At 72.1% G+C, this 17,080-nt stretch carries 16 protein-coding genes; 8 read left to right on the forward strand and 8 right to left on the reverse strand.

The window, feature by feature from the left end; genetic code table 11:
• Entirely contained in the window at window positions 1-1,044 is a 1,044-nt protein-coding gene (locus ABD156_RS19180; RefSeq protein WP_344274973.1) for a methyltransferase, read from the reverse strand.
• Window positions 1,045-1,259: 215 nt separating this feature from the next.
• Here ABD156_RS19180 and ABD156_RS19185 point away from each other — a divergent pair, with 215 nt between their 5' ends.
• Window positions 1,260-2,618 (forward strand): cytochrome P450, encoded by a 1,359-nt coding sequence (locus ABD156_RS19185; protein ID WP_344274976.1) that lies wholly within the window; start codon window positions 1,260-1,262, stop codon window positions 2,616-2,618.
• Between the two features lie 54 nt (window positions 2,619-2,672).
• On the opposite strand, the gene ABD156_RS19190 is transcribed toward ABD156_RS19185, so the two are convergent.
• Window positions 2,673-3,974 (reverse strand): condensation domain-containing protein, encoded by a 1,302-nt coding sequence (locus ABD156_RS19190; RefSeq protein WP_344274979.1) that lies wholly within the window; start codon window positions 3,972-3,974, stop codon window positions 2,673-2,675.
• Between the two features lie 99 nt (window positions 3,975-4,073).
• Here ABD156_RS19190 and ABD156_RS19195 point away from each other — a divergent pair, with 99 nt between their 5' ends.
• From ABD156_RS19195 to ABD156_RS19210, 4 genes are read left to right on the forward strand one after another with little or no spacing between them, the layout of a single operon-like run.
• Window positions 4,074-5,732, forward strand: coding sequence for an FAD-dependent oxidoreductase (locus tag ABD156_RS19195; RefSeq protein ID WP_344274982.1), 1,659 nt, complete (start codon window positions 4,074-4,076; stop codon window positions 5,730-5,732).
• Between the two features lie 21 nt (window positions 5,733-5,753).
• Window positions 5,754-7,142, forward strand: a complete 1,389-nt coding sequence (locus tag ABD156_RS19200) for an NAD(P)/FAD-dependent oxidoreductase (protein ID WP_344277602.1) — start codon at window positions 5,754-5,756, stop codon at window positions 7,140-7,142.
• A gap of 26 nt (window positions 7,143-7,168) precedes the next feature.
• On the forward strand, window positions 7,169-8,479 hold the full coding sequence (locus ABD156_RS19205; protein ID WP_344274984.1) for a cytochrome P450: 1,311 nt from the start codon (window positions 7,169-7,171) through the stop codon (window positions 8,477-8,479).
• Complete coding sequence (locus ABD156_RS19210) at window positions 8,476-8,886, forward strand: VOC family protein (protein ID WP_067588281.1); 411 nt, start codon at window positions 8,476-8,478, stop codon at window positions 8,884-8,886. The genes ABD156_RS19205 and ABD156_RS19210 overlap by 4 nt, the downstream gene beginning before the upstream one ends.
• A gap of 20 nt (window positions 8,887-8,906) precedes the next feature.
• On the opposite strand, the gene ABD156_RS19215 is transcribed toward ABD156_RS19210, so the two are convergent.
• Together ABD156_RS19215 and ABD156_RS19220 are read right to left on the reverse strand one after the other, a co-directional pair.
• The gene (locus ABD156_RS19215) at window positions 8,907-9,749 is read right to left on the reverse strand and encodes an acyl-CoA thioesterase (RefSeq protein ID WP_344274989.1); all 843 of its coding nucleotides are present in this window, start codon (window positions 9,747-9,749) and stop codon (window positions 8,907-8,909) included.
• A gap of 3 nt (window positions 9,750-9,752) precedes the next feature.
• Window positions 9,753-11,201, reverse strand: a complete 1,449-nt coding sequence (locus tag ABD156_RS19220) for an MFS transporter (protein WP_344274992.1) — start codon at window positions 11,199-11,201, stop codon at window positions 9,753-9,755.
• 82 nt (window positions 11,202-11,283) lie between these two features.
• Here ABD156_RS19220 and ABD156_RS19225 point away from each other — a divergent pair, with 82 nt between their 5' ends.
• The gene (locus tag ABD156_RS19225) at window positions 11,284-11,742 is read left to right on the forward strand and encodes a VOC family protein (RefSeq protein ID WP_344274995.1); all 459 of its coding nucleotides are present in this window, start codon (window positions 11,284-11,286) and stop codon (window positions 11,740-11,742) included.
• On the opposite strand, the gene ABD156_RS19230 is transcribed toward ABD156_RS19225, so the two are convergent.
• From ABD156_RS19230 to ABD156_RS19240, 3 genes are read right to left on the reverse strand one after another with little or no spacing between them, the layout of a single operon-like run.
• Window positions 11,717-12,181: a PaaI family thioesterase gene (locus tag ABD156_RS19230; RefSeq protein WP_344274998.1), complete on the reverse strand. Its 465-nt coding sequence runs from the start codon at window positions 12,179-12,181 to the stop codon at window positions 11,717-11,719. The genes ABD156_RS19225 and ABD156_RS19230 overlap by 26 nt on opposite strands.
• Complete coding sequence (locus ABD156_RS19235) at window positions 12,178-13,767, reverse strand: (2,3-dihydroxybenzoyl)adenylate synthase (RefSeq protein WP_344275001.1); 1,590 nt, start codon at window positions 13,765-13,767, stop codon at window positions 12,178-12,180. Before ABD156_RS19235 ends, ABD156_RS19230 begins: the two co-directional genes overlap by 4 nt.
• 16 nt (window positions 13,768-13,783) lie before the next feature.
• Window positions 13,784-14,476, reverse strand: coding sequence for a GNAT family N-acetyltransferase (locus tag ABD156_RS19240; RefSeq protein WP_344275004.1), 693 nt, complete (start codon window positions 14,474-14,476; stop codon window positions 13,784-13,786).
• 204 nt (window positions 14,477-14,680) lie between these two features.
• Between ABD156_RS19240 and ABD156_RS19245 the strand changes: the two genes are divergently transcribed.
• Complete coding sequence (locus ABD156_RS19245) at window positions 14,681-15,124, forward strand: enediyne antibiotic chromoprotein (RefSeq protein WP_344275007.1); 444 nt, start codon at window positions 14,681-14,683, stop codon at window positions 15,122-15,124.
• 91 nt (window positions 15,125-15,215) lie between these two features.
• Here ABD156_RS19245 and ABD156_RS19250 read toward each other — a convergent pair whose 3' ends face one another.
• The gene (locus tag ABD156_RS19250) at window positions 15,216-16,364 is read right to left on the reverse strand and encodes a TolB family protein (RefSeq protein ID WP_344275010.1); all 1,149 of its coding nucleotides are present in this window, start codon (window positions 16,362-16,364) and stop codon (window positions 15,216-15,218) included.
• Between the two features lie 272 nt (window positions 16,365-16,636).
• Between ABD156_RS19250 and ABD156_RS19255 the strand changes: the two genes are divergently transcribed.
• Window positions 16,637-17,074: a DUF3592 domain-containing protein gene (locus ABD156_RS19255; RefSeq protein WP_344275013.1), complete on the forward strand. Its 438-nt coding sequence runs from the start codon at window positions 16,637-16,639 to the stop codon at window positions 17,072-17,074.
• Window positions 17,075-17,080: the final 6 nt, after the last annotated feature.

Genomic DNA, 17,080 nt, shown 5'->3' on the forward strand with positions numbered 1-17,080 from the left:
TCAGTTCGCGACGAGGGCGAACAGCACCGGGTCGACCGGCGACTCCGAGCCGCCCGCGTACTGGCCGGCGATCCGGAGCCCGGCTTCGGCGAACAGGTCGCGGTACTGCTCGACGGTGCGCTCCCGCCCGCCGACGGTCACCAGCATCCGCAGGTCCAGCGCGGTCATCGCGAACCGGTTCCCAGGCGTCACCGGAGCCTGCATGACCAGCACGGTGCCGTGCGATCCGGCCGCTTCCGCGCACCGGCGCAGCAGCGCGACCGCGCGGTCGTGCGGCTCCTGGTGGACGATCAACGAGAGAAGGTAGGCGTCGGCGCCTTCCGGCAGCGGGTCGAAATAGCTGCCCGGAGCGCTGCTCACACGGTCGCCCAGCCCCGCGTCGCCGAGCGATTGTTCCGCCCTGGCCACGATTTCCGGCAGGTCCACGAGGGTCGCCCGCAAGTGCCCGAAGGCGAGCAGCAGCCGCCGCAGCACCGCGCCGTGCCCGCAGCCCACGTCCACCACGTGCTTCGCCGACGCCCAGTCGAACCCGCCGGCCACCGTCGGCTCGGACCACGCGCCGAACATTTCGTGCAGGTGCTCGAAGCCCGCCACCAGTTCCGGATGCGCGACCGTGTCCGTCCACAGTGGAGCACCGAAGGTGTTCTGGTATCCCGGTTCCCCGGTGCGCACCGAGTGCAGCAGGTTGGCGCAGGACGAATCGCTGCGCCCGACGAAGGTTTCCAGGTCGAGAGTGGCCCGCAGCCCGGCGGGGTGGTCGTCGCGCAGGATGGCGCCCGCTTCGGTGACCCGGTAGGAATCGCCGTCGGCGGCGAAAAGGCCGGTGACGCAAAGGTGGTCCAGCAGCCGCGCGAGCGCGGAGGGATCGGCGCCGGCCGTTTCGGCGAGTGCGGCGGCGTCGCGGGAGCCGTCGCCGATCAGGTCGGCGAGGCGCAGGGTCGCCGCGCAGCGCACGGCGAACGGCGTGACCACGTCGGTCAGCGCGGGGAAATTCACCGCCGGGGCCTCCTCGGACGCGGCGGCACTCTGCTCGGTCGTCGACATGACACCTCGGTTTCGGCGCGGGAAAACGGGAACTGGCAAGCGAAAGAGCGCGGACCAGGATGGGGCCAGCGTATCGGCGGGGCCGCCCGACTGGGGACAATCGGCAGTTGCACACCGCGCGGTTTTCCGGGGGCGGGCGGGTGTTCTACCTTCAGCACCGGTTGTTTGTCGCGGTTCGCGTCCGGCCGCGCCCCTGCAGAGGAAGCGGAAACTCCATGACCTCAGTGCACACGTCCCCGGCCGGTGTCTCGGCCCCGCCCGGGCCGGCCGCGTCGAAATTCGGCCAGACCCGCAATTTCGTCCGGGACCCGATCGACTATCTCGACGGCCTGCACCGGCAATTCGGCGACATCTTCAAGGTGACGCTCGTCGGCATGCCGCCGATCGTCTACGTGGCGAACCCCGAGCTCGCCCGGCAAGTCTTCGCGACCGACCGCAGCGTCGGCGAGGCGGGCAAGACCCGGGCGGATTTCCTGCAGCGCATGGTCGGGGACAACTCGATCCTGGTCGAGGACGGCGAAAGCTGGCTGCGCCACCGGAAACTGCTCGGGTCCGCCTTCCACGCGCGCTATCTGCAGCGCTACCGCGAGCAGATCGCCGAGATCGCCGCGGAAGAGGTGGCGAAGTGGACCCTGGAACAGGAACTGGTGCTGCGGCCCCGGATGCAGGTGATCGCGCTGGACGTGCTGCTGCGCGTGGTGTTCGGCATCCACGACGTCGAGCGGGTCGCGCAGCTGCGGGAGATGCTGCCCCGGCTCACCGCGGCCGCGGCGCGGATGGAGACCGTCGCGTTCGTGCTGTCCCGCGCGGCCTGGACCGGCCTGGAATCGATGCTGCGCAAGATCCCCGGCAGCGCGGCCGCGCGGTTCGCGGTGGCCAGGGCCGACGTCGACCGGATCCTCTACGACGAGATCGAGCGGCGCCGCGCCGCCCCGGACATCGCCGAGCGCACCGACCTCATGTCGCAGCTGCTGCGCGCGTCCGACGACGACGGCGAGAAGATGACCGACCTCGAACTGCGCGACGGGCTGATGACGTTGCTGGAGGCGGGATACGAGACCACCGCGACCGCGATGGCGTGGGTGTTCGAGCGGCTGGTGCGCCATCCCCAGGTGCACGACCGGCTCGTCGAGGAGGTCGACAAGGACGACAAGTACCTGGAAGCGGTGATCAACGAAACGCTGCGCACCCGCCCGATCGTCCCGGTCATGCCGCGGGCGCTGTCGGGCGACCTGGAGCTGGCCGGCTATCACATCCCGGCGGGCTGGTGGGTGGCGCCGTCGGTGCCGCTGCTGCACGGGCGCGAGGCGTCGTTCGACGACCCGGAGGTGTTCCGCCCGGAACGGTTCCTGGACGCGGACCTGCCGCGCGGGACGTTCCTGCCCTTCGGCGGCGGACGGCGGCACTGCCTCGGCGCGCAGTTCGCGATGCTGGAGATGAAGGCGGTGATCCCCGAGGTGATCAAGCGGGTCCGGCTGCGCACCCGGCCCGGTGCGCCGGACGAGCAGCAGCGCGGCTCGCACGTGCTGCTGACGCCGTCCGAAGGGTGTTTGGTGATTCCCGGAAAGCGGTGAGCACGCGACGAAAAAGGGGGACCCGCGCGCGGGTCCCCCTTTTTCGCGCCCGGGTCAGCGCAGCGCGGCGGTCAGTTTCGCGGCCGGCGCGTCCGGCGCGGCGAGCATTCCCTCGGCGAGCACGCGATAGGAGCGCAGCAGCCCGCGGACCCACTCGCGGTCGAGCTGGTTGCGGTCGTAGGAGAGCCGGACGTCGAACCGGTCCTCGCGCGGGATCACGGTGAGGTTGAGCCCGAACCGGCTCAGGCCGTGGTCCGGGCGGAACGTGTCGATGCGCAGCCCGGCTCCGGCGTCGATCGGCGACCACGAACCGGGTTTGCGGTCCGGCAGCATCTGGAAGACCACCTCGTTGACCCGGCCCGGGGTCCGCTGCAACCGCGACATCGGCAGCATCTGGCAGGGCACCGCCTGGTGGGTGGTCGCGTCGAGCACGGTGCGGCGGGTGGCGGCGAGCAGGTCGGCGAACGGCCGGTCCGGATCGACTTTCGCTCGCAGCACCAGCATGTTCGCGAAGAACCCGACGGTCGAGGTCACCTCGCGGCGGGTCCGGTTGGCGAAGAACGACGCCACCGCGAGGTCGTCCTGCCCGGTTTCGTGGTTCAGCAGCAGGTAGTACAGCGCCAGCAGCACCGAGAACAGCGTGTGCCGCCTCCGCTGCGAAAACTCGCGCAGCCCGGCGGCGGTCTCGGCGGACAGCGAAAGGGTTTCCAGCCCGGGGGAGGGCCGGGGCGAGCCCTCCGGGGCCAGCCACGGCAGCGGAGTCAGCTTCATGCCGTCGAGCTGTTCGCACCAGAAATCCTGGTGTGCGCGCAGTTTCCCGGACTTCTCCTGCTCGGCCTGCCAGGTCGTGAAATCGGAGTACTGCCAGGACGGGGCCGCCGGGCGGCGGCCTCCCAACAGCGCGATCAGGTCGGCGATCACGACACCGCACGACCACGCGTCGGAGACGAGGTGGTGCATGTTCACGCACACCACGTGGTCTTCGCGGCCCAGCCGCCACCAGCTCGTGCGCACCGGCTCGCGGCCGGGTTCGAGGTCGGCCGCCTGTTCGGCGCGCAGCAGCGCGAGCATCTCCTCCTCGCCGCCGGAAACGTCCACAACGGACAGTTCGGGACGGTCGCCGCGGTCGTCGTGCACGTGCTGCAGGAGGTTCCGGCCGTCGCGGGAAAGCGTGGTGCGCAAGGCTTCGTGCCGGCGCGTCAGGTCGGCGAGCGCGCCGCGCAGCAGGTCGCCGGAAAGCCTTCCGGAAATCCGGAAGGTGGCGGGGCAGTTGACCGAGGAAGTCTCGGAACGGTAATGCTCGAGAAACCACACCAGCCGCTGGCCGATCGAGGCCGGGAAATGCGCAGTGCCCATTTCGCGGAGTCTAGCCGGAGCGCGCGGCGATTCCGGCGAAGTCGTTGCCCGCCAACCTGAACGCTTCATCGGCGGGCCGCGCGGTGGTACTGATGAGCTATGTCTGATGCCACGCCGGCCGGCCGGCGCACTTCCGTCCTCGTAGTCGGCGCGGGCTACGCCGGGCTCACCACCGCGCTCTTCCTCGCCTGGCGGGGAATCCGGGTCACGCTCGTCGAGCGCCATCCCGACACCTCGGTCCAGCCGAAGGCGTTCGGGATCGTGCACCGCAGCATGGAGCTGCTCCGCCAGATCCCCGGGCTGGCGGAGCGGATCGCGGCCGCGAACGTGCTCGATTTCGCCGCCGAGGCCACCATCACCATCGGGCGCGACCTGCGCGACGAGAACCAGTTCGAACTGCTCGTCGGCGGCGACGACGTGATGAAGGAGCTGGCGTCGATGACGCCGGCCGCGTTCGGCGCGCTGCCCCAGTCGAAGATCGAGTCCGTGCTGCGCGCGACTGCCGAGGAGAACGGCGCGGAGCTGCTTTTCAGCCACCGCCTCGAATCCTTCGAGCAGGACGCCGAACAGGTGCGCGCGCGGGTGCGGGATCTGGGCTCCGGCGAGGAGTTCGCCATCGAGGCCGACTACCTCGTCGCGGCCGACGGCTGGCAGGCCCCCGTGCGAGAGCAGCTCGGGATCGGCACGCACGGGCTCGGCGAGCTGTGGCGGTGCCGCACCATCCTCTTCAACGCCGACCTCGACGAACTGCTCGCCGGGCGCAAGGCGCTGCTGACCTACATGCAGAACGAGCACTTCTCCGGCCTGTACTCGTATCTGGAGAACGCGATCGAGGTGTTCGGCGTCTCCGGCGCGCACCTGCTCGGCGTGAACTACTACCCGGAGCGGGGCGACCGCGACGAAGACTTCACCGACGAGCGCTGCGTCGAGCTGATCCGCGTCGCGACCGCGACGCCGGACCTGGAGGTGGAGATCACCGACCAGTCGACGTTCGTGATCGCGCACCGGGTGGCCGACGAGATGCGCCGCGGCCGGGTGTTCCTGGCCGGCGACGCCGCGCACGTGATGCCGCAGACCGGCGGGCTCGGCGGCGCGACCGCGCTGCAGGACGGCCACGACCTCGCCTGGCGCCTCGCCGCCGTGCTGCACGGGCACGCCGGTCCGGCGCTGCTCGACGGGTACGCCGCGGAGCGGCAGGAGATCGGCGAGTCCACCGCGGACCGCCAGCTCGCCCGGCTCGCCGACCGGATGGCCCCGCACCTGCAGGGCAAATACCCGTTCCCGCCGGAGGTCCCGGCGCAGTGGGAGCACCTCGGCTACCGGGTCGCCTCGGCCGCGGTGCCCGGCGCGGAGCGCGGGCCGGAGACGCTGCTGGAGGACCCGGCGAAGGCGACCGCGGAGCCGGGCAGCCGGGCCCCGCACGTGTTCGTGGACAAGGACGGCACGCGGATCTCCGTGCTGGACCTGACCGGGCGCGGGCACGTGCTGTTCGTCGGCTCGCCCGGTTCCGGCTGGCTCGCCGCGGCCAAGGAGGCCGCCCGGACGCTGGACGTGCCGCTGCCCGCTTACAGCCTCGGCGGGGACCTGACCGACGACACCGGGAGCATGCTGCGGCGCTATCGGCTCGAGCCCGGCGCGGCGGTGCTGGTGCGCCCGGACGGGTACGTCGCGTGGCGGGCGGACGAGGAGTCCGCGGACGCGGCGGCGGAGTTCGGCCGGGCATTGGCGACAGTGCTGGCCAGGACCGCCGCGGGCTGAGGAGGACGCGAAGTGGTGCGGATGGTCATCGTCGGTGCCGGGATCGCCGGTCTGTCCGCGGCGTTGTTCGCGGCCCGGCGCGGGCACGAGGTGGTGCTCGTGGAGCGCGACGCGGCGCGGCCCGAGGGCGGCGCGGACGAGGTGTTCGCGTCGTGGCGGCGGCCCGGGGTGCCGCAGTTCCGGCATTCGCACAAGTTCCTCGGCCGCGCGGTGGGCGTGCTGCTCGAAGAGGAACCGGCGCTGGTCGCCGAACTGCTGGAAGCGGGGGTCCGCAAGACGCCGGTGAACCGGTTCGACGCGGGCCGCGGCGAACCGGCCGAGTACGCGCTCGCCGCGCGCCGCCCGGTGTTCGAGGCGGTGTTGCGGCGAGCCGTCGAGCGCCGGGCGGGCGTGGAACTCGTGCTCGGGCGCCGGGTGACCGGCCTGCGGGCCGACCGGGGCGGCGACGGGTCGGTGCTGGTGCGCGGCGTCGAACTGGACGACGGCCGGAGGCTGGCGAGCGGCCTGGTGGTGGACGCGTCCGGGCGGCGGTCGCCGGTGCTGCGCCGGATGCTCGGCGCGCCGCTGCCGCCGGCGGAGGTGCAGCACTGCGGATTCGTGTACCTGAGCCGGCATTACCGGCTCAGCCCCGGGCGCGAGCTGCCGCCGATGGACCGGCCGCTGGCGTTGCACCTCGGCTACGCCGCGGCGCTGGTTTTCCCTGGGGACAACGACACTTTCTCGCTGTCGCTGACCTTCGCCACCGAAGACCGGCTGCGGCACGCGCTGCGCGATCCGCGGATGTGGGACCGGTTCGTCGCCGCGGTGCCGCACACCGCGCGCTGGGCCGAACGCGGTGTGCCGCGCGGCGGGGTGGACGCCATGTCCGGCATCGACAACCGCTGGCAGCGGATGCCCGCCGCGGACGGTCCGGCGATCGGCGGGCTGGTTTCGATCGGCGACGCCGCGATCCAGACGAATCCCACCTACGGCCGCGGTGCCGCGATGGCCCTGATGCACGCGCAGCAGCTGGCGCGGAGCGCGGGGGAGGCGGAAGACGATCCGGCCGGCTACGTCGCCGGGTTCGCCGCGTGGACCGAACGGCATCTCGGCGTGTGGTTCCGTGCGCAGCTGGCCGCGGACCGGACCGGCGTCGCCAAGATCGAGGCCGGGCTGCGCGGCGCCCGGCACGAGGACGCGCGCGATCCGTTTGCCCGGCTGATGGCGGGCATGGAGGCGATGGCGAGCGAGGACGAGGTCGTGGGACGGGGGCTGGGCCGGATGGCGCATCTGCTGATCACCCCGACCCAGCTGCTGTCGGACCGGGAAGTCGTCCGCCGGGTCACCCGCAGGCTGGGCGAGACGGCCGTGCCGGAACCGCGCGCGCAAGGGCCGAGCAGGGCGGAATTCGAATCGCTGGTCGCCTGCTGAGGGCGGCCGCCGGGAAGGACGGCAGCGTGCGCACTGACGAACCGGCGGGGTGCCCGTTCACCTCCGCCGCCGACGAGGAGTTCGACCCGTTCCGCGGCGCCTACCACGAGGATCCGGCGGAGGCGCTCGCCGCGGCGCGCGCCGGACGTCCGGTGTTCTACAGCCCGCGCATCGACCACTGGATCGTGACCCGCTACGCCGACGTGCAGCGCGTTTTCGCCGACTCCGCGGCCTTTTCCGCGGCCAACGCGATGGACTCGATCCGGCCGCCGGGCCGACGCGCGCTGCGGGCGCTGGTGCGGCACCGGTTCGCCGGAGCCCCGGTGCTGGCGGTGGAGGACGAGCCGGGGCACCGGCGGCGGCGCCGCGCGCTGGCGCGGCCGTTCACCCGGGCGCGGGTGCGCGCGTGGGAGCCGCGGATCCGGGAACTCGCCGCCGCGCACATCGACCGGTTCGCCGAGCGCGGGCACGCCGATTTGATGGCGGAGCTGCTGTGGCCGGTGCCGTCGCACGTGATTCTGGCGTTCATGGGGATTCCCGCCGAGGACATCCCGCGGGTGCACGAGTTTTCCGTGTCGCAGGCCCGGTTCACCTGGGGCGAGCCCACCGAAGAGGAACAGGAGCGGTCGGCGGACGCGCTGGGCCGGTATTGGGAGTACACCGGCGGATTCGTGGCCCGGCTGCGCGAACAGCGCTTTCCGCCGGGCTGGATCGGCCACGCGGTGCGCGCGCAGCGGCGCGATCCCGAGCTGTTCTCCGACAACTACCTCCGTTCCTTGGTGCTCAACGGATCGACCGCCGCGCACGAAACGACTTCGGGGGCCGCGGCGCACGCGGTGCGCGAGCTCTCGGCCCGGCCCAGTCTCTGGGCCGCCGTCGCCGAGGATCCGCAACTGGCCGCCGACGCGGTGGAGGAGTCGCTGCGCTACCGGCCCGCGGTGGTGTCCTGGCGGCATCGGGCCCGGCACGCCACGACCCTCGGCGGCGTGGACCTGCCCGCCGGGGCGAACCTGCTGCTCGTCACGGCGTCGGCGAACCGGGACGAGCGGGCCTTCGACCGGCCCGGCGAATTCGACCCGCACCGCCCCGACGCCCGGCGGCACCTGACTTTCGGCGACGGGGACCACGTGTGCCTCGGTGCGCACCTCGCCCGGCTCCAGGTGCGCGTGCTCGTCGAAGAGCTCGCCCGCCGCTTCCCGGACCTGCGCCTCGAACCGGCGGGCGCGGACGCGTACGTGCCCAACACGTCGTTCCGCACCCCGGTGCGGCTGCCCGCGCGATGGTCGGTCGCACGCCCTGTCCCGGCCCCGTCCGGGACTCTAAAATCGTTGCCATGACTGAGAAATCTTCCTTCTTCCCGTGTCTGCTCTACCGGGACGCCGCGGCCGCGATCGACTGGCTCAAGGAGACCTTCGGGTTCACCGAGAACTTCCGTGTGCCGGGCCCGGACGGCAGCGTCGTGCACGCCGAACTGGGCTGGCGCGGCGACACCGTGATGGTCAACTCGGCGGGCGACGGGCCGCGGCTGGCGACCGAGATCGGCCAGGCGGGCACGTACCTGGTGGTCGACGACCCGGACGCGCACCACGCCCGCGCGGCGGCCGCCGGCGCGGAGATCGTGCGCGAGCTGAAAGACGAGGACTTCGGCGCGTCCCGCGGCTACGCGGCGCGCGACCCGGAGGGCAACGTGTGGGTGATCGGCACCTACCAGCCGGGCACGGTGCCGGTTCCGCCGCCTGCGTGACCGGCTGCCGGGCGGGCCGGTCAGAGCCGGTCCGCCCGCTCCCGCACCGCGGTGCCGAGCATCTGCTGCCCGGCCGAGGCCAGCAGCCTGCCGTCGCGGGTCCACACCGAGCCGCGGCCGTGGAACGTGCCGCGGTGCGCGGCGGTGCCGGTCGTTTCCACCAGCAGCCAGTCGCTGTCCGAGCCAGCCCCGTGGAACGCGACGTAGAGGTCGAGGCTCGGGGCGAACAGCACCGTTTCCCGTTCGGGGAACGCGTTCATCACCGCGGGCCATTGCAGGCTGTCGAGCAGGATCACCGAGCGGCCGGCGTCGACCCAGCAGTCCTCGAAGCACCGGCGCGGCTCGAACCGGGCCCAGCAGCGCACCCGGGGTTCTCGCTCCGCGGCGCCGGTGCGCCCGGAAAGCTCGCGCAGGGTCACGTTCCCGTGCCAGGCCGGGACTCCGCGTCCCTCGGCGGCGAGATGGGTGCGCAGATCAGGCACGCCGTCCGGTCCCGGAACAGACGGGGCGGGCGTCCAGTCGGCGTTGGGCCCGGACAGGCCGGACTGCGCCGCCCAGACCAGCGCTTCCAGCACCGGACGGTCCGTTCCCTGCTCCATCCGCACCCGCACGGCGGTCGCGCGCCGCGAGGCCCGCAGCACCTCCGCCCGCACGTGCACCGGCCCGAATCTCGGCCGGGCGAGGAACTGGCAGGACAGGCTGAGCGGCTGCGCCGGCCCGGCGTGCGCGGCCGCCGCGCGCAACGCGATCGCCGCCAGGTATCCGCCGTTCGGGCCCATCAGGTCCCAGTCGCGGCTCAGCTCCGCCTGAAAGGTGTTCTCGCCCAGCGCGGTGAGCGCGGTGTCCTCAGCCAGGTCTCCCACGCGTCACTCCGTCGCCGCGGGGGCCTGTTCCGCGGGCGCTGCCTGGCGGGCGCGGCCCGGCATCAGGAACGCCACCAGCGTCCCAGCGAGCAGCAGCGCGCAGCCGACGAGCATCGCCCGGGTGTACCCGGCGGTGAGGGTCTCGGCCGCCGGCCCGGTCCGGCCCGCGGTGGTGGTCGCGGCGACCGCGGTGAGCACGGCGAGCCCGAGCGCGCCGCCGAACTGGCGCGTGGTGGAGATGATCCCGGACGCGAGGCCCGCCTCCGCCGGTTCGATCCCGGCCGTCGCCGCCGCGGTGATCGGCACCATCACCAGTCCCATCCCGAGCCCGATGGCGAGCGTCGGCCCGAGCAGGTCGGCCGCGAAGCCGCCGTCGGCGGGGCACTGCGCCAGCCAGGCCATGCCCGCGGTCGCGACCAGCCCGCCCGCGATGAGCAGCGGCTTCGGCCCGCGCGCGGGCAGCAGTTTGGTGGAAATCCCGGTGCCCGCCGCGATGGTCACGGACATGGGCAGGAACGCGAGGCCGGCCTGCAGCGCGTCGTAATTGAAAACCCGTTGCAGCAGAAGCGAAACGAAGTAGAACACGGCCACCGTGGCGGCCCCGCCGAGCGCGGCGAACAGGTTGGCCGGCCCGACGTTCCCGCGCCGGAAGATGCCCAGCGGCACGATCGGCCGCGGCGCCCGGGTCTCGGCGACCGCGAACGCCGCGAGCAGCAGCACGCCCGCCAGGAGCGGGACGAGCACCGCGGGCGAACCCCACGCGTGCCCCTCGAGCTGGGTGACCCCGAGGATGACGGCCGCGAGCCCGGCGGTGACGGTGACCGCGCCGGCGAAATCCGGTTTGCCCCGGTCCCGCCCGGGGGCGAACTCGGTGAGCGACCCGAGGGCGAGCAGCAGGATGACCGCGCCGAGCGGCACGTTCACGAACAGCACCCATTGCCAGCCCGCCGCGTCGGTGAGGAGGCCGCCGATCACCGAGCCGACCGCGCCGCCCGCCGCCGAGGTCGCGCTCCAGACGCCGATCGCTTTGGTGCGCCAGGCCGGATCGGCGAACCCGGTGGTGACCACGGTGAGCGTGGCCGGGGCGAGCACCGCGCCGCCGAGGCCCTGCACCGCCCGGGCGACGACCAGCCACGTGCCGTTCTGCGCGAAACCGCCGAAGAGGCTCGCCGCGACGAAAAGCACGAGCCCGCACAGGAACATCCGGCGGCGGCCGAACAGATCGGCGAACCGGCCGCCGAGCAGGAGGAAACCGGCGAAGGCGACGGTGTAGGCGTTGACCACCCACTGCAGGCCCGCCGGGCTGAGCCCGAGACTGTCGCGCATGCTCGGCAGCGCCACGTTCACGATGGACACGTCCAGCACGACCATCAGCTGGGCGAGGCACGCGACCGCGAGCACGGCGCCGTTGCGCGCGGGTTTCCCCGCGGGCGCCCCTCCGCTTTCGACCATGACAGTCCCTCCAGGGAAGATCGGCTTGCCATATAGTGGCGGCGGAGCCAGTGCCGCCGCAACAGACGACCGGGGGATCGCCATGGCAGACAACGACAAGGCCGGATTCCGAGGAATCGGCCCGTATTTGTACTACGAGAACGCCGCGGCCGCGCTGGAGTGGCTGGCCGAAGTGTTCGGGTTCGCCGAGGTCGCGCGGTACGCCGACGAGAGCGGAGTGGTGCGCGAAGCCGAAATGCGGGCGGGCGACGCGCAGATCTCCTTGCACGGCGCGGATCCGGGCTATTGGGCCGCCCAGGGCGTGCCCGGCCCGGTGGGGCACATGTGCATTGTGTACGTCGACAATGTAGACGCGCAGTGGGAACGGATCCGGGCGGCCGGCGTCGACGGGGTCGCTCCGGAGGACAAGCCTTACGGCGCGCGGATCGCGATGGTCACCGATCCCGGCGGGCACCAATGGACGTTCTGGCAGCACCTGAGCGACGACGTCGAACTGGACGAGGGCTGGAGCGAGATCAAGGCCGAGCCACCCGGGCTTTGAGGCGCTCCGCGGTCGCGGCGGAGAGCACGCGGAACCGCGCTTGCGCGTGCGTGCACTCGCGCGCCGAGTCGTCGGTGATCATCGCTTCGGCGCGCACTTCCCCGGTGTCACGCGCAAGCACGGCCGCCCGGACGGAGTAGCCCGACCCGATGCGCAAGGGACGCCGGAAGTCCGTCGTCATCGAGGCGGCCACGGCGAAATCGCCCGTTTCGCTCACCACCGCCCAAGCCATCGCCTCGTTCAGCACCGCGAGCGCGATCCCGCCGTGCACGAAGGTCGGCGCGCCGGACTGGCCCTCGCCGAAGCTGAACCGGGCGTGCACCTCCTTCGCGACGTCGTCGTAGTCGAAGGGGATGCGCAGCCCGGATTCGTTGGTGGGACTGCAGACGAAGCAATGCGTTTCCCGATGCGTCGTCCCGGTGAGCCGGTGCACCGTCATGGCCGGGCCTCCCGCAGCAGCCGTTTCTTGTCGATTTTCTGCGCGCCGGTCATCGGCAGTTCGGCGACGACGTCCAGCCGGTCCGGCAGTTTGTAGGCGGCCGCGCCCTGTTCGTGCAGAAAGGTGCGCAGCTCTTCGAGTTTCGGCGGCGCCGCGGCGGGCACGACGAACGCGCGGATGCGCTCGCCGAGGCCGGGGTCCGGTTCCGCGACGACCGCCGCCGTCGCCACGCCGGGGTGGCGTTCCAGCAGCGCTTCCAGCTCCTGCGCGCCGACCTTCTCGCCGCCGCGGTTGACGATGTCCTTGATCCGTCCAGTCACCTGCAGTTCGCCGCGCGGGGTGAGCCGCACCAAGTCGCCGGTGCGGAAGAATCCGTCGGGAGTGAAGGACCGCGCGTTGTGCGCGTCGGCCCGGTAGTAGCCGCGCAGCGTGCACGGACCGCGGTAGAGCAGTTCGCCCTCTTCGCCTGGTGCGACGGCGTTTCCGTCCTCGTCGAGCACCATCAGCTCGTCCGCGGCGAACAGGGGAGTGCCCTGGGTGGTGGCGACGGTGTCCGCCGGGGCGTCGAGGCGGGTGCAGCACAGCACTCCCTCGGCCATCCCGAACCACTGGGTGATCCGGCATCCGGCGTCCGTCATCTCCCGCGCGAGTTCCGGGCGCAGCGCGGCGCCGCCGACCTCAAGCAGGACCTTCTTCAGGTCGGCCCCGAACAGCGGGGCGAGTTCGAACCACACCGGCAGCAGCGACGGCATGAGCGTCGTCAGCGTCACGCCTTCGGCTTCGATCAGCGGCAACGCGTCGTCGGGGCTCGGCGTCGGGCTGAGCACGACGCGCCCGCCCGCGCGCAGGGTGCCGAGTACGCCCGGACAGCCCAGCGCGGCGTTGTGGCCGGCGGGCAGCGCCGCGAGGTACACGCTGTTTTGGTCCACCGAAAGCACTTCGGCGCAGGCGCGCAGCTGGCAGGCGTAGTCGTCGTGGGTTCGGGGGATCAGCTTCGGCACGTCGGTCGTGCCGCCGGACAGCAGCAGGAACGCCACGTCCTCGCCGCGCGGCGAAGGCAGCGGTCGCGGCTGGGCGGACAAGTCGGCGAGGCGGAGGTGCTCGCCCGGATCTCCGTCTGTCACGACGAATTCGAGGTCCGGGGCGTTCGCGGCGACCTCTCGGGCCAGCGCCCGGTAGTCGAATCCGCCGTGCTCGGCCGGCCCGAAATACGCGCGGGCGCCGGTGAGTTCGGCGAAGCTGCCGATTTCCAGCGCGCGGTGCGCGGGCAGGGCGAACACCGGCACGACGCCCAGCCGGAACAGCGCCAGAGTGACCTCGACGAACGCGACGGTGTTGGGCAGTTGCACGATGGCCCGGTCTCCGGGGCACAGTCCGAGTTCGGCGAGCCCGGCGGCCAGTTCGTCGGCACGCCGGTCGAGTTCGGCGTATCCGACGCGGCGTTCGCCGCCGACGATCGCGGTCCTCATGCCGTCGGCGCGGGCCCAGTTCCGCCCGAGGTCGGCGAGCGTCTCCCCGGTCCAGTAGCCCTCGGCACGGTACCGGGCGGCGAATTCCGGCGGCCACGGATGTGCTCCGGCAAGCATGGTCGTCCCCTTCCGGTCAGCCTGAGGTGATCGACTGCGGACGACCGCCAGTTGCACGCCCGGCCGCGCCGGCCTCGGCGCCGGGTGCGGTCCGGCCGAGGAACCACAGGTCGATGCCGCTGACCGTGACGGTGCGGTCGAGGTCCCAGCCGAGCGCGCGGTAAAAGCGGACGTTGGCCTCGGTGTCGGTCTCGCCCCAGGACGGGCTGCCGTCGGCGTCCATGATGGCGATCAGCGCGCGCATCAGGGATTCGCCGATGCCGCGGCCCTGAAACCGCGGTTCGACGCCGACCGGCCCGACGTGCCAGTGCGGCTCGGCGAGGTCGTGCAGCACATAGTGGGCGCGCACGTAGTCGCCGATCGCCGGGTCGCCCGCCGAGGGCGCCGGCCCGGTCGCTATTTTCGCGGCGTCGCCGGGAAAAGTGCTGCCGATGCAGTGTCCCGGCGGGCTGGCCGCGGCGGTGCCGACGAGGCAGCCGCGGTAGAACGCGCCCAGCTGCGGGGGCGCCTGCCGGTGGAAGAACGCGGTCCACACCGCTTGCATTCCGGCCAGCCGGTCGAGCGGCTCGGCCCCGAACATCGCGTAAGTGGTGGGGTTGTCGCGCATCGCACGGGCGGTGAGCCCGGCGGCGGCGAGCCGTTCGGTCTTGCGCAGGTCGCGGATTTCGAGCCGGGGAAGGTCGTCCGGCGGCGGCGGTTGCTGAGGCACCCCGCCACGGTAGAGCCGCCTCCCGCGTGCGGGCCAGCACTGTGCAAGCCGGGAAGACGTTCGCCCGCAACGGTTTCCGGCCGTTGACAGCCAGTGACCGGACTGTCACCGTTGATCTTTGCCGACAATGGCGGAATGTTGCCAAGTCACCGTCGGAATTCTCCATTGCCAACGTTTGTCCACAGTGGAAGGAGCTTGTTCCGCATGTTTCGCGATCGACAGAAATCCCTGCCCCTGCTGGTGAAGGCGGCCGCCCCGCTCGCCGCCGCGGCGGCAGCGCTCGCGCTCGCCGCGTCCCCCGCGTCGGCTGCCGGGCCGGCGGTTTCGGTGAGCCCGTCGACCGGTCTGTCGGACGGTCAGCAGGTAGCCGCCACCGGCACCGGCTTCCGCGCCGACACGGACACCTTCGTGGGCCAGTGCGCCACGGTCGGCTCGGAGATCCTGTGCGACAGCGACACGCTGACGCAGGTGAAGTCGGATTCCTCCGGGACCGTGAAGCACTCGCTCGCCGTGCACGCCACGTTCCAGGGCACCGACCCGGAGACCGGCAAACCGGTGAGCACGGTGGACTGCACGAAGGTCGCCTGCCGGATCGGCATCACCCAGGACCACCAGACCGGGGCCAGTGCCGAGATCTCGTTCAGCTGATTCCCGCTGTGCGGCGCGGTTTCCGGAAACCGCGCCGCACAGCCGGTAGCCGGTGCAGCCGGATTCGCTCGCTTCGTGCGGTCGCCGGGTGCTACCCGGTGGTGCTCGCGCCGGCGGTCCAGCCGAGCACCTGCGTGGCCTCGCTCCACGGCCCGTCCAGACGGCGGCTGCCGCCGGTCGTCAGGTCCGCCACGATCAACTGGTGCGTGTTGGCGTCCGCGTACGCCGCGGCGAGTGCGCCCGGCGCCGGAGACGGGACGAACGAGGTTCCGCCGGAGGGTTCGCGGATGCCGCTGTCGCCGCCCAGCGCCATCGGCAGCGTCCGGGAGCTGCGTTGCTGGCCGGTGACCGGATCGAACAGCTTGACGGTGTAGTCGTAGCTGTCTTCGTCGCCCGGGTGCGAAACGACCACGAGCGCGCAGGTTCCCGGCTGGAAGAACCACGCTTCGTCGCCAGCGCCCAGCGGCACTTCGGTGGTGCGCGACAGGTCGGAGGCGTCCGCGAGAAGCGTCGGGCCGGTCACGATCGGATCGGGCGCCCGGTGCAGCAGCGCGTGCCCCTGGCAGGTGTGCAGGAGGTTTTCCATCTGGGGCAGGTCCTGGGCAGTGCCCGCGGCGACGTGGCCGACGACTGTCGTGTTCGGCGCGAGCGCGCCGCCGCCGGTCGGGATCGTCGAGGGCAGATCGCCGTTGTAGCGGCCGAGGATCACCGTGTCCGGGTCGGTCCAGCGGGCACACGTCATCCCGGACACGACCTCCCGGGAGTCGCCCGAGGAGCCGGGTCCGGTCTCGTGGTAAAAGCCGCTGGGCCGGGTGATGAGGCCGGTCACTACGCCCTTGCGGTCGGTTGTGGAAACCCCTTGTTCGGCGGTGATCGCGAAGTGCGCGCTGTCGGGCGCCCAGGTCGCGCACAGCGGACCGGTCACCGAGGCTTGGGCGACGATCTCGGTGCCGGCGCCGACGTCGTGCAGCACGATCCGGCCAGCGCCGTTGACGTAGGCGAGCGTGCGGCCGTCCGGCGACAACGCCACGGCGGGCAGCTTCGGCGCCGTGTTCCCGGACAGCAACGGCATCGCGGCGCCTTCGGTCACCCGCCACACCGCGGGCTGCCCGGCCTTGTCCTTGCCGGCCACCACCAGCGATCCGCCGAGCACCGGCGCCGCGACCTCGGGCGACGACGAGCACGCGGCGGTGAGAAGAGCAAGGGCGCCCAGCAGGACGGCGGTTCGGCGGTACGACATGAAACGATCATCGTGACATCCGGTGCGGTCTGGGGACGGCGGAAATGCCGACCATCGGCGATCAGATCGGGACGACGGCCAGGAACGCCAGGTCTCGGACTTCCTTGCGCCCGCGACAGGGTCGCCAGCAACGTCGATCAGATCAGCTGCCAGTTTCGAGGGGCGTGTTCGGGGCCAGGAGGGAACCGTGCGGCCTTCGGCGGCCTCGAAGCACTGGCAGGCGCGCCGGTCTTTCCCTGATCGGCGGATGCCGTGCGAGGAAGGCCGGGTTCGTGACCACTGTGCAGACTGTGGTGTGGAGCTGCTGGGGCGGCTTCGTCCTGATAATGGTCCTGGTCTCGGTGTTCCAGCTGCGCAAGCTCCGGCACCGGGAGAAGGGGATGCGCACCTGGCCGCACGTCGCGGCTGTGGTCGTCGGCCACCAGGCCGTGCCCGGGGCGGGCTCCGGTGACGACTCCTTGCCTTCGTACCTCAGCGTCTACCAGTATGCCGGTCCGGACGGCCGGACGTATCAGGGCAAGACGATCTGGAGCAAGAGCCGGCCGCTGCCGCTCCGGCAAACTTTGCCGGTGTGCGTCAATCCCGGCTCGCCGGCGGAGTCGTATCCGGTGGAGAAGACCAGCCGGGCCATGCTGGGGTGCTTGTTCGTCGTCATGGGGGTGTTCTGCGTCGGCTCGTTCTTCTTCGTGCGGGTGCTCGTCGGGAGCTGACGGCGC

The sequence above is a fragment of the Amycolatopsis albidoflavus genome, from assembly GCF_039525725.1.
GTDB lineage: Bacteria > Actinomycetota > Actinomycetes > Mycobacteriales > Pseudonocardiaceae > Amycolatopsis > Amycolatopsis albidoflava.